Raw genomic sequence first — 15709 nt, forward strand, 5'->3', positions numbered from 1 at the left:
TGGTAAGCTCGCTATTGACTGCCGATATTACCGGAGCGGGCCGTCCGACTAAACCGTCGAAGTGTGAACTTAGCCGGTAATTCGGCCGCACGCTGCTTCGGGTTAGCTTTTGTAGTTGCTTTTAGCTTCTCCACCCAATAAGTTCTTTCGTTTATTTCCTTTTGAGCAATAGCCATTTTGTAAACGAGACCATTTTTGGTTTCCGACTTTTTCTGTTTTCTTACCTTCGCTACCTCACTTGTACCAGCGCGAAGAAATTGCTTGCTGATCACAAATTCCCTCTCTTCCACCATTAATGATTAACTCATCGGCTTGATCATACTTTCTATAAACGCTACTTCCTCCGCACTCAATTGGTACTTTTTGTACAACTGCCGGTCTATTTCGGGAATGGATTTGGTCCAATCGATGTCTGAGTTGGGGGTAAAGTCTTGGAGGGGAATATTTTGCCAGACACTTTTAGGATTATCCTGTGTAACTTTTAAAGTCCCAAGCAGTGCACGGCACAGTTTAGTTTTGATATATTTTAAACAGTTTTGTGCCTCCGTTTGACTTTCAAAAGCCCCAATCTGAATAAAAGATTCCGTACATCCTGTTAGTGGCTCACCTAACATTGGTGTACTTAAAGTTTCTCCAAATGCCCCCGTTCCATTCGATTTTGGAATAAACAATTTCCACTTTTTTAAATTAATATCAGATATCAAGTCCTCATTTACATACCGTTCTATTCTTCTGTTATCAATTAATCCTATAATTTTTACCTGATGTGTATTGTCTTTTTTTTCTGAAAATTTCTCTTGATTAGTTGTAAATATACTAGATGGAAAATACGATCGCTGCCTATTGTGACTATCGAGAAATCGCTTTGTACGTGTTCCACCTCTTTAACCAATAATTATTTCGAAACCACCGGATTTAACTTTTTTGAGAATCCCCCGTAGTACATTATTTCCAACAAATTTACCACCAAGTCCACCACTGGGATTTTTTTTGCTCCAAAATGTAACACAAACGCCCCCCTTTATGTCTACACTCGGGAATATATTTTGTGAGTCTGGCTCATAGAGGGGGATGCTTAGGTGAGGGTCATTCAACATCATTTCATTCCACTCTTTTGGGGTTGCACCCGCATTAAAAAGAAATCGAGCCGGGTGAATTAAACTTAAATAATCTGGTTTTAAGGATTTTGAAACCTCAAAAAACAAATGATAAAGAGGCTTGGAAAAATTCGTACCAGTTGTTTCCTGATAAGGCGGATTGCCTACGATTGCGTTAAATTTCATGTCGTTGTTGCTATTTGCTTTCCAGTAAGATTGTCCCTTTTTGATTTTTGCTATAAACTTTTCTGGACGTTGGGTAATTTGTCGCACCATGTCTTCAAAATAGTGCGTGTTTACTTGTGCAGTTCTAAAACCTACCAAGGTGCGTTTGGTAATGCTTTTCGCCATGGGGGTTTTGCAGAGTACAAACACATTTTCCGCTACGGTCTTATCCCACAATTCCTGCTGTTGTTCCACCGTGAGCGTATTGGGTGCTGCCGTTGGGTATTTTTCCTTGATTCGCTTTCTAAAAATGGAATAGGCTACATACAAAGGGTACAGACCCGATTTGGAATTGATTTCTAAAATTCGGGAATCTGTGGCAAAAACCTCATCGGTTACTTCGCCTTGGGTAACATATTTGGGTTGAGAGATGGTTTTTTCACGGTTTTCATCCAAAAAGACATAACCGCCCAAACAGTCGCCCAAGTGCATGTTCACCACACGCCAAGGCGTCAATACGGTTTCTTTATCGGGGTTTCTAAAGGTGCCGAAAATGTGGGTGATGCGCTCAATGCGTTCTTCTATGGTCACATGGTCGGTGGCACGAGCCAAAGCTCGGATGCGTTTGCCTGCTGCACGGAAGACATCCGGCTCGTAGTACTTTTTGAACTTTTTGAAAGTGGCTTTATCTACGTCTTTGGGCATAAACTCTTCCCAAGATTGGTCGTCCACCAAATCCGTAAAGTTGTCTATGGTCAATTCGTTTTCTTCATTTTTAACATCCGCTCCATAAATCAACAAAGGCATACGAATAGAAATGCCACGAAGAATAGAAACTGCGGTATCTCGCATTTTTTTCTGTTCTTTGTAGCGTTCTAAAAGTTCGTTTTCTTCGGGGCTGAGTTCTTTTTTCTTCTTCTTTTGAGCTTGTTCTATTTGCTCGTAATCTTCTTCTGTAAAGCCTTGCTTGTTTATTTCTATGTCCTTGCTTTTGGGCATGGCTTTGGTGCTGCCGATTATTTTTTTCAATCCATTGAATTCCTCTACTTCCACATCATCCAATTGCATCAATTGGTCTCTGTTGTACAGATGCTGGTCTTCAAATCCATTGTTTACCACCCACTCGATATACACCTTTTTGAGCTGTTCGAGCATTCCGTTCACGTCATAATCCCTCATGCGAGAACCGTCAAAAGCGATGATGGGGCAGAAGTTCAGGAACTCACCCATGATTTTGCGGTCTTCGCCTGTGGTCTTACCTGCCTTGGCAGAAACTTTAGCCGTTTCGGCAATCACTTTCAGCGTTCGGTCAGGAGCAAAGTCAAAAACAAAGCACTCTTCCTTTACTTTACCATTGATAGTAGCAGGCGTTTGTACTCTGAAAATGGTTTGCATATAGGCAGAAGCCGAAGTATTGTGTGAGCCTGAAAGCATAAAAACAGCCGTCCATGCTTTTACCGAAACCCCCGTGGTTAGCCGTCCGCACGAAAGCGTAATGGTGTAAGTTTCATGTGGATTGTCGCCAATGGCTTTTTCTACTTTTTTAAGAGCTTCTTCATTGGCTTCTTCTTCATCACCATCACCTGCCACATTTACAATGTCAAATTGACCAAAAACAGGGTGGGTTTTTAGCATGGAACTTAATGCTTTGGCTTCCTTTACGCCAGGCACCATCCAAAGCGAATGCCTGAAATTATCCCGATATGCTTCTGTTGAATAGGGGTAATTGCTTTCAGCATCAGATTTACAAATGAGGTTTAGGAATGAAAACACGTCTTTCTCATGGAGAAAACTTCCTATTTCGTTCACTCTAAAAAACTCACGGAAATTGAACGCTACTTCTTCGTCAATGTAGCCGTGTAACAGTTTGCCAAGGTCGTACGTAAAAATATTGAGTTTTGGAAGAGATGCATAAGGGTTTGGGTCGCCAAAGTGAATTTTATCCCAATCGGCTTTGGCTTTTTGCTCCATCACATAATCCCAAGTATAGATCTCTTCCTCTTGGTAATTGTCCAGTAAATTGAAGGGAGTTCCTGAAAGGTGAAGCACCTTTGTATTTTCTTTCTTAAGCTCTCTAAGTACGTTTGTTCCTAGTTCAGTTTGTGTGCCTTCATGCGCTTCATCTACAATCACAAAATCCCAAGTTGTTCCAAAGATTTCATCATTTTTATTGAAGTTGCCACCTACCAATTCCGAACCTCTTAGGTCTTGCATAGATGCAAAATAGATGTACTTGGAATTTCCTTTTTTACATTCACGTTCGAGGGTTGTAAATTGGTCTCCTTTATTCTTAGAACCATATCTGAATGGATATCCCGGCTCATAAAAAACCTTTCCAAAATCATCAAACCAACCCTTATCAACAACAGGGCGGTGAGTTAGAATAAGGGTTCTGGTGAATTCATGTTCCTTTACAACTTGAAGAGCAGAAAGAGTTTTTCCAAAACGCATTTTTGCAAACCATAGCATTTCGTTTCCTTTTTTGAACTGCTTTGCGGTTTTTTCAATCGCTTCTTTTTGTTCAGGTCGGAATGCAATAGGGTTTTGGGTTTCTGAAATTTCACTGGCATGCAGGGAATCGCGTCCTTCTTTTACGGCTGCAATGGCTTTTTTTACCGTTTCAAGGTCAGTGATGAACCACTCATTGGCTTTGTTTTTAGCATCAAATACTTTCTTTTCTATACCTGAACGCGTAAGCACATTATGCACTTCATGGTCAGAAAAAGCCTTGAGTCCATTTTTGCCATTGTAAATGGTTAGTTCTGTATAAAGCAAGTCATAGGCAATTCCTGCCGTTTGGGTGTATTGGTCTATACGCTGTTTGGCAGCTTTGTTAAGTGCTTTACTGTTCGGTTCTAGGCCCCAAATATTTTCATTGTCGGAAGTGGCTTCTCCAATTTTCAAACATCCACTATGCGCAGCATCGTTTATGCGAAAAACATAGATCAACTTGAGCTTTAAAGAGGATGTAAACTTCATTTTCCACGATAGTTTAGAAGGTCAACGAACCTGATTTTTTTACCCATCCTGCCTGTTTTAGAGTCTCTATTTGACCAGTCTTTTATCCAGCAATATGTTCCATTATGTCTTAACATATTGCTATCCATACACCCTTTACAAAAACCATTTTCAGTTTTAACATTACCAAAGAGGTCAATGTCTGTTATATTTATAGTGCCGCAAGAGTTAGGAATCACTCCCTTTAATCCATCCATCTGCCAGACATTCCAAGAAATAATGTAAGCTATATATTTAATTGATTTTAGTAATGTCTCTTTACCAAATTTGAAACTATAATTTTCTATAAATGTCATAAGCATGGCTTCTCTTGCGAGTAGTAAGCTATCGCCTTGCCATTCAAAAGCATAGGTGCTTTTATACGCTGTTTGTGCTGCCTTTAACCACTCTCCTGAGCTATGAACATTTTCGTTTATTACCCTTAGTTTCCGGTCTAAAATCCCAATTCTGTTTTGAATAGGAATGAATTCTCCCGTTGTACTGTCATATCGACTAGTGATGTAAGGAGCTTCTCCACAAGCAATTTCTAACCGTGTATCTCTCACATAGCTAATCCAAGTTTTGCCTTTCGGGAAAGTAATTTTATCTGTATTTACCTCCCAACCTTTTGTTCCGTCAGACAAGGTTTTTTCATGATTAAAAACTCCTTCCCTTTCAAACCAAGCATTATCAATTAGATTGTTTTGAGCGTTGCATATCCACAAAGGGGTAAACACTTCGGCCATTTCCTTGGATCTGGACTGTTGCAAAACCTTGTCTTTATGCACTCTCGGCATAATGATATTGCCGTTTTCTCCTGTAATTAACTCTGGAAGTATGTAGGCATTAGAATTGTAGGGCGCTCCAAGATGTTCGTAGTTTTTGGTAGCCCAAAAAATATTGTTTTGAGTCGTGTGGTCACGAAGTAATATTTCGAGTATGTCAGGGTACTGAGCAACTAATTCGTTTTCTAATATGTCGATTCCTGTTCGCACTCGTCTATTTTTTTTTATTGGACTTTAAAAGTTCCTTTACATCAATTTCAAGGATATTTGCTATTTCAAAAAGGATTTCAAGTCTTGGCTGTTGTCGGTTTTGCACATAGCCGTTCACCATGTTATAACTCTTTCCGAGCTTGTCAGCCAACCAAGTTTGTTTAATTCTTTTTTCTTCTAGCACTTCCTTTATTCTGTTCATTTCCGTATAAATTTAAATCACTAAAATAGCCGAAATTTTGCTTTTTATCTCATTTTTCAATATACTTTTGATTCGCTTACTTGTCAATCTGTCCGAGAACCGGCAAAAAAATAAGGCTTTTCGGTTTTTTAGTTTGGACTATGCGTGTCAGCACCAACCAATTGTGTCTATTTACGCGTTGGCTAAAACTAACCTGCTCCACCAGAACAAAATACCCCGAGTGGGGTATTTCATAAGGTGCTTTTTCTACCGAAACGCTCCTGCAACGTCCTCAGTCGCCTAAAGCCACCTCCTACCCTTAAAAAAGTACAACATGCCTAGCACCGCCACAAACATCAGCCCCATCACGATAAAGTACCCGTAACGCCACCGCAACTCCGGCATATAGTCAAAATTCATCCCATATACCCCCACGATAAAGGTCAGCGGGATAAACAGCGTCGCGATGATCGTAAGCACCTTCATCACTTCGTTCATCTTGTTTGAAACGCTGTTCATATACAGGTCCAGCAAGCTGGCAGAAATATCCCGCAGCACTTCCACATTTTCGATCACCTGCACCGTATGGTCGTACAAATCCCGGATGAAAACATGGGCACTCACCGGAAGAATCGGATGGTCCATCCGCTCGAAGCGACCCATAACCTCCCGCAGCGGAAAAACAGACCTTCGCAGGTGTATCGTCTCTCTCCTCAGCACATGCAGCCTTCCCAAGGAAGCCCGGGTAGGCCGTAACAACAGCTCCTCCTCCAACTCCTCAAAGCGCTCCCCAAGGTTTTCCAAAATAACAAAATAATTATCCACCACCGAATCCAGCATCGCATACAGCAGATAGCCTGCACCACGACGACGGATTTGGCCCTTTCCTTCCCGAAGCCGCTTTCGAAGACCATCGAATACATCTCCACTGCGCTCCTGAAAGGAAATCAGCACATTGTCCTTTAACAAAAAGCTAAGCTGCTCATCGATCACCTCCACACCACCACCGCCTACCATAAACATCCGCACGACCGCATGAAGGTATTGATCATGCTCTTCGATCTTTGGGCGCTGCCCCACACTCAGTATATCCTCCGTCGTCAGCCGGTGTACCTGCAGGTAGTCGCACAGCGCTTCTATCACGCCTATTTCATGCAGCCCATCCACGTTGATCCAGGTAACCCCCGCGGTTGAAGCAAGCTCCTGTATTGCCTCCTGCACGGAACTGAGCGATTTTTCTTCGTAATAATCCCCCTCAAAACGAATAAGCGAAATCAAAACATCCTCCATTTTCCGCTCACCGGTAAACAGCAACGTCCCAGGCGCCATCCCTGCCTTGGATTTTCGTTTGTGTTTCATCTTGGCCATCGGATAAAAATCTAGTTTCGCATCTATTTTGGAGCCGGACTATCTTCGAAACCGCATCACGGCTTCTCCTTCCACAGTTTGTCCGCCAGCTCTAAATAGGAAGGCAGTGCGGCAGAACCATACCAGGGATACAGCGAAGCTTTCAGTATCCCCTCCGCAATCGCGGGATCGTCGGCCAGCCACTCCTGTACCTGATCCACATCGCCGCTGTCAAAAATAAACAACCCTCGCATGGCATCTCCGTTTGGTCCAAAAGGACCGGCTACTAGTAGCTTACCCTCCCTAGCCAAGCGATCTATATTGGCCATGTGTCCGGCAAAGGCCGCCGCCACCAAGGCCTGATCGTCCGGACTCCGGTCTCCAGTGGTCAAGAGTACAAAGGTGTACATCTTCATGCCATAATCATCCGCGCCCAACTCCCGGGCCAAGGCCTCATCGTACTGAGGGTTTTGATCCTGCGCCATGCTGCCAATAGGAATTAGCAGTCCTGCCAGAAGAATATAAAGATAGCACCTCACTTGCATATGGAATGGTTCTGCGTTTTCAGTATTCGTTAGCGTTGGTGAAAAGCCTCGGACACAAATGCCAATACATCCGGCAGGGCACTGCGCCAATAGCCCCAGGTATGTCCTCCATCACGTATCCGGAACTCATGGGGAACTTCCTTTTTGCGCAGGGCGATGTGAACCAAGCTGTTTCCTTCGTATAGGAAGTCGTCATCGCCACAGTCAAAATACCACCTGACGGACTTCATTTGATCCAAAGAATTCAATTCAATCTGCCTCAGTGCCTGATGCCGGTCATAATAGGCATCCAAAGAGGCGGCACTGTTTATCTTCGCGCCACTGTTTTCCAAGGCCTGGCGGAATTCCTCTTTTGGCTGACTGCGCAGGGCCGCGCTCAGGGGGGCAGCAGAGGAAAACATATCCGGGCGGTGCATGGCATAAAAAAACGAGCCGCCTCCACCCATGGACAGTCCGGCTACCGCTCGGTATCGCTTCGCTGCCTTGATGCGGTACGTCGACTCAATAAAGGGAATAAACTCCTCAAAGAAAAAATCCTCGTAGCGCCATTCCCCATTCACATCGTTGAAATAGCCCCTTCTCCCGGTATTGGCGTCCGGCATGACGATGATCATCGGAGTTGCTGTCCCCTCGTTGATCGCCTTGTCGGTGATGTGCTGCACCTCCCCAAACTGCACCCAACCGGTTTGATCGTCTCCTCCACCGTGCAGCAGGTACAGGACCGGATAACTACGCTCTGAGTGATCGTAGCCGGGAGGCAGGTAAATGGCGTATCGGCGCTCCATCTTCAGAAGGTCACTCTGAAGGGTGAGGTTATCGTATACCCTGCTTTCTTGTGCTAGCACGGACAATAGCGGGAGAAACGCAAAAATCAACGTGGAGACGTGTAGGTTCTTCATGGGGTTATCTGATAGGGGTTTATTGGAACAAAAGGACATTTCCTAAAACCCCAATATAAGGATATTTTCTTGCCCGAACCACCTGATCAAAAAATATTACCTGCCAACGAGTCCCTGCCGACCTCCTTTTTGGAGCGCCTATGAGAAAAAGAACCTCCCTCGAAAAAAAAACCGGCCGATTGCTCGGCCGGTTGAATAATCCATTACTTTATAAACAGCATCTCGCGGTATTTCACGAGCGGCCAAGATTCGTTGTCTACCAACAACTCCAGCTTATCCACCGCGTACCGGATTTTGTCAAAGTAAGCTTCTTTCACATCCGTGCTGTACAGCTTCGCCTTTTTAGCGATATCTTCCTCTTTGTTGATTCGCTTTCTGGCCTCGATCATCTGCCCTACGTTCAGTTTCAAAGACTCGATGTGTTTGCTCACCTGCTCAATGGTTTCTATCGCCGCGCGGTGGTCCAATCCGAGACCTTTGAGGCCGTTGGCATTTTCGATCAGCTTGTTCTGATACTGAATCGCGGTAGGAATGATATGGTTAAGCGCTAGGTCACCCATTACCCTGGATTCGATCTGTACCCGCATGATGTAGTTTTCCAAGCGGATCTCGTGCCTTGCGTGAAGCTCCTTCTCGTTGAGAACCTTATGGCGCTTGTAGAGATCAGCGGTCTTCTTGGTCACCAAGGTATCCAAGGCAAAAGGTGTGCTCTTCAGGTTGGATAGACCTCTTCGAGCAGCTTCTTCGGCCCACTCATCGGAGTATCCGTCTGCTTCAAAGCGTATATCCTTGCTCTCTTTGATGTATCTGCGCAATACATCTACAATGGCAATCTTTTTCTCCTTACCTGCCTCCATCTCCTTGTCGATGTCAACTTTCATTTCCTTCAGTATATCTGCAACGATCACGTTCAGCGCTGTCATAGGGCCTGCAGAGTTGGCACTGGATCCTACTGCACGGAATTCGAATTTATTACCAGTGAAGGCAAAGGGCGAGGTACGGTTACGATCGGTGTTGTCCAGTATGATTTCCGGGATTTTGGTAAGACCGAGCTTCATGTACATGTTGTCACCTTTCTCGATTTTCACGTTTCCGTTATGCTCCAACTCGTCCAAGACGGAGCTAAGGGTAGATCCGAGGAACACGGAAATAATCGCCGGAGGTGCTTCGTTGGCACCTAATCGGTAATCGTTGCTCGCAGATGCAATGCTGGCCCTTAGCAGGTCGGCATAGACATATACCGCTTTGATCGTTCCTACCAAGAAACACAGAAACTGCAGATTTTCCCTGGCTGAGTTGCTAGGCTGGAACAGGTTGACACCCGTATCGGTAATCAGTGACCAGTTGTTATGCTTGCCACTACCGTTAAGTCCGGCGAAGGGCTTTTCGTGAAACAACACTTTGAAACCATGTCGGTCGGCCACCTTTTCCATCAAGTCCATCAACAACAGGTTGTGGTCACAGGCCTTGTTGATTTCCTCAAACAAAGGAGCCACTTCGTACTGACCGGGAGCCACTTCATTGTGACGGGTTGAAACAGGGATACCCAATTTCCACGCCTCGATCTCGAAGTCCTTCATGTATTCCTTCACGCGCTGCGCAATGGATCCAAAGTAGTGGTCGTCCAATTGCTGTCCACGGGCGGGATTGTGTCCAAACACCGACCGGCCAGACATCACGATATCAGGACGGGTAGAATAAAGTGCTTTATCGATTAGGAAGTATTCTTGTTCCACTCCCAGTGAAGGGGTTACCTTTTTCACGTTTCGGTCGAAATACTGACAAATGTCCACCGCTGCGTGGTTGATCGCATCCGAAGAACGGATCAACGGGGTTTTAAAATCCAACGCCTCCCCGGTGTAAGACACGAAGATGGTTGGGATACAAAGGGTTTTGTCGTAGATAAATATGGGGGAACTTGGATCCCACGCGGTATATCCCCGCGCTTCAAAGGTCGTTCGGATACCGCCACTAGGAAAAGAGGAGGCATCCGGCTCCTGCTGTACCAACGCAGAACCCTTGAATTTCTCCATTCCGGAGAGGGCATCAAAAAACGTATCGTGCTTTTCAGCTGTGGAGCCTGTCAACGGTTGGAACCAGTGGGTGTAGTGCGTGGCACCCTTGGCCATTGCCCAACTCTTCACCGCGGTAGCTACCTCTTCCGCAGTGGACATGTCAATTTTTGCTCCCTTTTCTATCGCACCGGCAACTCGCTGGTAAACGGAAGGAGCCAATGCTTCCCGCATTTCCTTCAGACCAAATACCTGAGATCCGAAGTAATCAGAAATCTTTAGAGAGGGTGCTTCAGAGGTCACGTAGGACCGCTCCTGCACCTTCATAAGCGCTAATTGTCTTAATGTTGCCATCGTTGAAATTTGTGGTTTAAAATTGATACACAAAAGTAGAAAAATATCTCATAAAACAAGTAAATGAGTGGAAATTCGAGCTGATTTTCTCCAAAATTACACTTTTTGTAAAAAAATAGCGCCCAAAATCAAACCAAGCCCTGTTTTTCGAGGGGGTTTTCGGAAAAATTGCGAAAATTGAAAACTTCGGCAGAATGCGTACCTTTGCAGCCGGTTTATGAATCAAGCCGCTTTGAAATCGCGCATGAAGCAAGCGACACACAATTTGATGACTATCCACCATGCGACCTGCCTGCCGCAGGGATTCCATCCCGATAAACCGGAACATGTTGTGACCGCTGAAAAACAATTATAAACAGATGAAACGAGTCGCCTTCTACACACTGGGTTGCAAATTGAATTATTCCGAAACCTCCACCATCAGCCGTATGTTTGAGCAAAAGGGCTATGAGAAGGTCGGTTTCGAGGAAAACCCCGACATTTTTATCATCAACACCTGCTCGGTGACGGAAAATGCCGACAAGAAGTGCAAGAAGATCGTAAAGGAGGCAAAAAAGATCTCCCCCCACGCTTACGTGACCATCATCGGCTGCTATGCCCAGCTAAAACCGCAGGAAATAGCGGAAATAAAGGGCGTAGATGCGGTATTGGGTGCTGCCGAGAAGTTTAGGCTGATCGAGCTGCTCGACGATTTTGCGCATGCCCAAGAAACCAAGGTCCTGGCCTCCGAAATCCAAGATGCCGACACCTTCCACGCCTCCCACAGCATGCACGACCGCACCCGCACATTCCTAAAGGTACAGGATGGGTGTAATTATGGCTGTGCCTTTTGCACCATCCCTCTTGCCAGGGGAAAAAGCCGTAGCGACAGCGTGGCCCAAGTCGTAGCCACGGCACAGGGCATCGCGGACTCCACTGTAAAAGAAGTCGTACTCACCGGTGTAAACATTGGCGACTTCGGGATTCAGGAAGGGAAGCGCAAAGAACGGCTCTTCGATCTGGTCAAAGCGCTCGACGAGGTAGATGGTATCCCACGTTTCCGGATTTCCTCAATCGAACCAAACCTGCTGACGAATCAGATCATCGAATTCGTGGCCGGTTCAAAGCGCTTTGTGCCGCATTTTCATATCCCCCTGCAATCCGGCAGCAATACCATCCTGCGAAAAATGGGGCGGCGCTACCTACGGGAACTGTACGAGGATCGTGTAGCCAAGATCAAACAGTTGATGCCGCACTGCTGCATCGGCGTGGACGTGATAGTGGGATTTCCGGGAGAAAGCGACGAACTGTTTCTGGAGACCTATCAATTTTTAAATGAACTGCCCATCTCCTACCTCCATGTCTTTACCTACTCCGAAAGGGCCAATACGCGCGCCGCGGAGATGGAGGACGTGGTGCCCATGAAAAAACGAAACGAGCGCTCTAAGATGCTGCGCATTCTTTCGGAGAAGAAAAAGCGGAAGTTTTACGAAGAGAACTTGGGCAAAACCTGGAAAGTACTCTTTGAAGAGGACATCGAAAACGGCATGATGCACGGGTTCACCGAAAACTACGTACGGGTAAGCGCCAAATACGACCCCTTGCTGATCAATGAAATCAAAACCGTCACCCTGACAGAAATCAACGAGCAAGGCGTGGTGAATGTAGTCGAACCTGAGGTCGTATTCGAAAAGCACTGATCGATTATTTCCTGCTATTTATTAGTCATTTAATCGTTAGATAGAGTCCTTTGGGCTTACCTTTCCAGATCAAATTCCGCTTTGCAGGAAATCAACGGCAAGGTGGCTCAAGGCCCTCACCCCGAGTATCAACCCACTTTCATCGAGGAAAAAGTCCGGCGTGTGGTGGGCCGGGGCCTTTAAAGGATCTCCATCGGCCGGCATCCCGCCCAAAAACACAAACAGTCCTGGCTTGGCCTGCTGGTAAAAGCTAAAATCCTCTGCACCCGTGATCAACTCATGCTCTACCAATCTTCCCGGTCCTGTCACGCGCTCCAGGGTGGGCAACATTTTGGCCGTCAGACTGGGGTCGTTGTAGGTAACGGGGTACATTTTCCGAATGTTGACTTCCGCCTGCGCTCCGGCACTTTGGGCAATGCCTGCGGCTATCTCAAAAATCCTTCGGTGAACCAACTCCTGCTGGGCTGCACTGTAAGTGCGGATGGTGCCGATCATCTCTACATCCTCCGGAATGATGTTGTGCCGGACTCCCCCGTGCATGGACCCAATGGTGACAATCGCCGGGATCTCGGTCACATTGACGCTACGGCTTACGACCGTTTGTAGTCCAAGGACGATCTGCGAGGCGGTTACGATGGGATCTACCGAAGACCAGGGGTAGGCTCCGTGTGCTTGCTTGCCAATTACCTTTATTTCCAAGTTGTCCACGGCTGCCATGGCAGGACCGGATCGGTACTTGATGGTACCTACGGGTGTCTGGGAATTGATATGCAAACCAAAGATAGCGTCTACGTCCTTCATGACGCCCTCCTCCACCATTTGCTTGGCTCCCCAGGTGTCCAGGTCATCCATTCCTTCTTCTGCCGGCTGAAATATAAACTTGACGGTGCCGGAGAGCTCGCCGCGAATAGAAGCCAAGGTCTCCGCAACGCCCATCAATATCGCCACATGGGAATCGTGCCCACAGGCATGGGACACCCCCACTTCCTGCCCGTTATACATGGCCGTCTGGGTAGACCTAAAGGGTACATCCACCCGCTCGGTCACCGGAAGGGCATCCATGTCCGCCCGCAGGGCGACCGTAGGCCCAGGTTTCCCACCTTTTAATATCCCAACCACCCCCGTGACGGCAACTTTTTCGGTTACTTCCATTCCCAACGACCGCAGGTGCCCTGCCACAATGGCCGCTGTACGGACCTCCTGGTTCCCCAGCTCCGGATGCTGGTGAAAATCCCTTCTCCAGGCAACCACCTGCCCTTCCAGCGTTTCGGCTTTTTGGTCGATGGCTAGGGATAAGCTGGACTGGGCAAGAGCCGGAGATACCCCGGCTAATCCGAGCGTGATGAAAAGTAAACATACACAACTGGCAGAGAAAAGAAAATGCTTCATAGGAATACGGAATTCATTGAAAAGGAAAGTTACGGATTGGGCACTAGTTTTCCAGCATCTTTTTGGGATTTAATAAAGGATGTTTTAATCTTTTTATGTTAGATTTGCGTAATATCAAATTAAAATGCTTCTTACTACCATGAACTGTTTTTGTCGGACTTCCTTTTTGATACTGCTTTTTGCCTTTATTGGCTTCGGGTGCGGGGATTCGAACGGCAATGAAGTGGAACAAGCGGCCAATATACCAAAAGATTATATCCGGGCGATAGCAGGAGAAGATGAGGAGGTGCCGCAGGAACTGATCCAACGGGGGGAAGTCCTTATCGCTTACTCGGATTGCTTCGAATGCCACAAGCGGGAAAGCCGATCAAAGGGCCCTTCCTTTTCCGACATTGCCAAACGGTATCCCCGCCGGCAGGTCTATATAGACCTTTTGGCACGCAAAATTATATCAGGCGGTACGGGTTCCTGGGGCTACCCGGTCATGTCGCCCCATCCGCAGATCGAATTTGAAGATGCCCAAGCCATGGCCACCTATGTGCTGTCCATAGGCAATAGATAAAAACCGTTGCCGGATCCATGAAATAATGGCCTCCTGCCCGTTTTCTACATGACTATACTCAAAAAATATTGTTTAAAGACGAAATGATGGTACAGCTAGCCATCACTGCTGAACCTACCTTTGTTTTTTACCAAAATCCGCTCTACCCCTTGGTTGATCACGAAATGGGTTCTCAGGTATTGCCTGGGAGTTAGGCCGGAGAAATCCTTGAAATCCTTGTGCAGGTGGGAGCCATCCGTATAGCCGTGGGCCACCACCAACTCTAATAGGTCAAACTTTTCTGCGGCATGCATGGCGTCTATCAGCGCATTAAAGCGTACGATGCGGCAGAAAAGTTTTGGCGAGATGCCCACTTGCTGTTTGAAATGGATCTGAAAGGTACGCTTTGACACGCGAACTCCACAACCCTTCGCATCGAGGGCAAGATCCCCTTTTCGGCGGATTATTTCATCGCATATCGAAGAGACATCCAAGCATTGCTTTTGTGCACCTCTCCGCAAAAACCAAGCTGACAACAGGGCATCAAGTCCCGTTACCCAGCCATTAGGGCACTGGGAAGAGGCAAACAGGGTCCGAAGTTGCTCCTTCAACCCGGACAACCCAAGCTGCTCCAGATCCACGATTTTATCCGTCAGCTTGTCGACCGGCCCTCCTAAGAAATAAAAAAGACCGGTAGGTGTAAACACAATAATAAATGACTTAAACCGACCCACGTTATAAGCATAGCCCACACGGCTCATCTGCCCAAACAGGAGGGGAACACCCGCTTCAAAATAATGCCTATCCAGTGGTGTGGGATAGGCAAGGAAGTTACCTTCGGATACTTCGATGGGAATCGTCAAGGCTGCCGTACCCTTTGGAGAAAAAATCGGAGAATCAGGTACAACGTAATCGTATTCGAAGAGCATATACCCGCTGACGTAGGGGCGAAGGGAGGAGTGTACGGGAAAAAAGGTAAGGTTATGCATCGTTAGTGGGTGTTCAATTATTTATCGATAAAACCAAAATACGCAAACAACGAAGTAAATACAAGCAAAAAAATAACCGATCCCTATAACTGATCCGATTTTAGCTAATCTAGCAGCCTTTAAAAACTGCGTTTACCCTGATCTTTCAAAGGGCCGTTAGCCTGTCCCACCAATACAACTGGCCTAAAAATTGATAACCATCCAACCAAAAACAATGACAAACCTATTGATTAATGTAAATCAGCACCAATCTAACCCATTGCCACAATTCGGTGCATTTCCTACTTTTCGTCATTTAAGTGTTTGAGCACCTATGCTTTATAAAAATTATTTTTACTTACCATGAAGGGCTGGCTTGGAACCTTGTTGTTTGCCCTGCTGCTCGGCGATGGACTGGCGCAGACCATGGATACGGTGTTTTTGGCCAGGCAGGCCCCTATTGTCGGGAAGCTAAAAAGAATCCGATACGGAACCTCCATTTCAAGGGCGAAAACATTGATTATGGCATCGTGATCCATA

At 46.2% G+C, this 15709-nt stretch carries 14 protein-coding genes; 3 read left to right on the plus strand and 11 right to left on the minus strand.

Annotated elements, in window-relative coordinates; genetic code table 11:
* Positions 1–11: 11 nt before the first annotated feature.
* The 9 genes from IAQ59_RS17070 to IAQ59_RS17110 all read right to left on the minus strand — a co-directional run bounded on the left by IAQ59_RS17070 (position 12) and on the right by IAQ59_RS17110 (position 10592).
* Complete coding sequence (locus tag IAQ59_RS17070; RefSeq protein ID WP_209332052.1) at positions 12–293, minus strand: four helix bundle protein; 282 nt, start codon at positions 291–293, stop codon at positions 12–14.
* A 6-nt stretch (positions 294–299) separates the two neighbouring features.
* On the minus strand, positions 300–704 hold the full coding sequence (locus IAQ59_RS17075; RefSeq protein ID WP_209332053.1) for a hypothetical protein: 405 nt from the start codon (positions 702–704) through the stop codon (positions 300–302).
* Between the two features lie 180 nt (positions 705–884).
* Entirely contained in the window at positions 885–4241 is a 3357-nt protein-coding gene (locus IAQ59_RS17080) for an Eco57I restriction-modification methylase domain-containing protein (protein ID WP_209332054.1), read from the minus strand.
* Positions 4238–5254 carry a hypothetical protein gene (locus IAQ59_RS17085; protein ID WP_209332055.1) on the minus strand — a complete coding sequence of 339 codons (1017 nt, stop codon included), beginning with the start codon at positions 5252–5254 and terminating at the stop codon, positions 4238–4240. The genes IAQ59_RS17080 and IAQ59_RS17085 overlap by 4 nt, the downstream gene beginning before the upstream one ends.
* 4 nt (positions 5255–5258) lie before the next feature.
* A complete protein-coding gene (locus IAQ59_RS17090) occupies positions 5259–5456 on the minus strand; it encodes a helix-turn-helix domain-containing protein (RefSeq protein WP_209332056.1) in 198 nt (65 codons plus the stop codon).
* Between the two features lie 279 nt (positions 5457–5735).
* On the minus strand, positions 5736–6794 hold the full coding sequence (gene corA, locus IAQ59_RS17095; protein ID WP_245189675.1) for a magnesium/cobalt transporter CorA: 1059 nt from the start codon (positions 6792–6794) through the stop codon (positions 5736–5738).
* Positions 6795–6859: 65 nt separating this feature from the next.
* On the minus strand, positions 6860–7267 hold the full coding sequence (locus IAQ59_RS17100; protein ID WP_245189676.1) for a YciI family protein: 408 nt from the start codon (positions 7265–7267) through the stop codon (positions 6860–6862).
* 89 nt (positions 7268–7356) lie between these two features.
* Entirely contained in the window at positions 7357–8226 is an 870-nt protein-coding gene (locus IAQ59_RS17105) for an alpha/beta hydrolase (RefSeq protein ID WP_209332059.1), read from the minus strand.
* Positions 8227–8429: 203 nt separating this feature from the next.
* Positions 8430–10592, minus strand: a complete 2163-nt coding sequence (locus tag IAQ59_RS17110) for a glutamine synthetase III family protein (RefSeq protein WP_209332060.1) — start codon at positions 10590–10592, stop codon at positions 8430–8432.
* A 359-nt stretch (positions 10593–10951) separates the two neighbouring features.
* On the opposite strand from IAQ59_RS17110, the gene mtaB reads away from it, so the two are divergent.
* Positions 10952–12271, plus strand: a complete 1320-nt coding sequence (gene mtaB, locus IAQ59_RS17115) for a tRNA (N(6)-L-threonylcarbamoyladenosine(37)-C(2))-methylthiotransferase MtaB (RefSeq protein WP_209332061.1) — start codon at positions 10952–10954, stop codon at positions 12269–12271.
* 69 nt (positions 12272–12340) lie between these two features.
* On the opposite strand, the gene IAQ59_RS17120 is transcribed toward mtaB, so the two are convergent.
* The gene (locus IAQ59_RS17120) at positions 12341–13660 is read right to left on the minus strand and encodes an amidohydrolase (RefSeq protein WP_209332062.1); all 1320 of its coding nucleotides are present in this window, start codon (positions 13658–13660) and stop codon (positions 12341–12343) included.
* 139 nt (positions 13661–13799) lie between these two features.
* Here IAQ59_RS17120 and IAQ59_RS17125 point away from each other — a divergent pair, with 139 nt between their 5' ends.
* Positions 13800–14222: a c-type cytochrome gene (locus tag IAQ59_RS17125; protein WP_209332063.1), complete on the plus strand. Its 423-nt coding sequence runs from the start codon at positions 13800–13802 to the stop codon at positions 14220–14222.
* A 95-nt stretch (positions 14223–14317) separates the two neighbouring features.
* Here the strand turns inward: IAQ59_RS17125 and IAQ59_RS17130 are convergent, their stop codons facing one another.
* A complete protein-coding gene (locus IAQ59_RS17130; protein WP_209332064.1) occupies positions 14318–15190 on the minus strand; it encodes a helix-turn-helix domain-containing protein in 873 nt (290 codons plus the stop codon).
* A gap of 342 nt (positions 15191–15532) precedes the next feature.
* Here IAQ59_RS17130 and IAQ59_RS17135 point away from each other — a divergent pair, with 342 nt between their 5' ends.
* Positions 15533–15703, plus strand: coding sequence for a hypothetical protein (locus IAQ59_RS17135; RefSeq protein WP_209332065.1), 171 nt, complete (start codon positions 15533–15535; stop codon positions 15701–15703).
* Positions 15704–15709 lie beyond the last annotated feature (6 nt).

The organism is Lunatimonas salinarum (assembly GCF_017811155.1).
Classification (GTDB): domain Bacteria; phylum Bacteroidota; class Bacteroidia; order Cytophagales; family Cyclobacteriaceae; genus Lunatimonas; species Lunatimonas salinarum.

Bases quoted from the DNA above. Each gene is read 5' to 3' on its own strand.
- IAQ59_RS17090 (WP_209332056.1), bottom strand. From the start codon at position 5,456: ATGAACAGAATAAAGGAAGTGCTAGAAGAAAAAAGAATTAAACAAACT.
- IAQ59_RS17080 (WP_209332054.1), bottom strand. From the start codon at position 4,241: ATGAAGTTTACATCCTCTTTAAAGCTCAAGTTGATCTATGTTTTTCGC.
- corA (WP_245189675.1), bottom strand. From the start codon at position 6,794: ATGAAACACAAACGAAAATCCAAGGCAGGGATGGCGCCTGGGACGTTG.
- IAQ59_RS17105 (WP_209332059.1), bottom strand. From the start codon at position 8,226: ATGAAGAACCTACACGTCTCCACGTTGATTTTTGCGTTTCTCCCGCTA.
- IAQ59_RS17135 (WP_209332065.1), top strand. From the start codon at position 15,533: ATGAAGGGCTGGCTTGGAACCTTGTTGTTTGCCCTGCTGCTCGGCGAT.
- IAQ59_RS17130 (WP_209332064.1), bottom strand. From the start codon at position 15,190: ATGCATAACCTTACCTTTTTTCCCGTACACTCCTCCCTTCGCCCCTAC.
- IAQ59_RS17100 (WP_245189676.1), bottom strand. From the start codon at position 7,267: ATGGCGCAGGATCAAAACCCTCAGTACGATGAGGCCTTGGCCCGGGAG.
- IAQ59_RS17070 (WP_209332052.1), bottom strand. From the start codon at position 293: ATGGTGGAAGAGAGGGAATTTGTGATCAGCAAGCAATTTCTTCGCGCT.
- IAQ59_RS17125 (WP_209332063.1), top strand. From the start codon at position 13,800: ATGAACTGTTTTTGTCGGACTTCCTTTTTGATACTGCTTTTTGCCTTT.
- IAQ59_RS17120 (WP_209332062.1), bottom strand. From the start codon at position 13,660: ATGAAGCATTTTCTTTTCTCTGCCAGTTGTGTATGTTTACTTTTCATC.
- mtaB (WP_209332061.1), top strand. From the start codon at position 10,952: ATGAAACGAGTCGCCTTCTACACACTGGGTTGCAAATTGAATTATTCC.
- IAQ59_RS17110 (WP_209332060.1), bottom strand. From the start codon at position 10,592: ATGGCAACATTAAGACAATTAGCGCTTATGAAGGTGCAGGAGCGGTCC.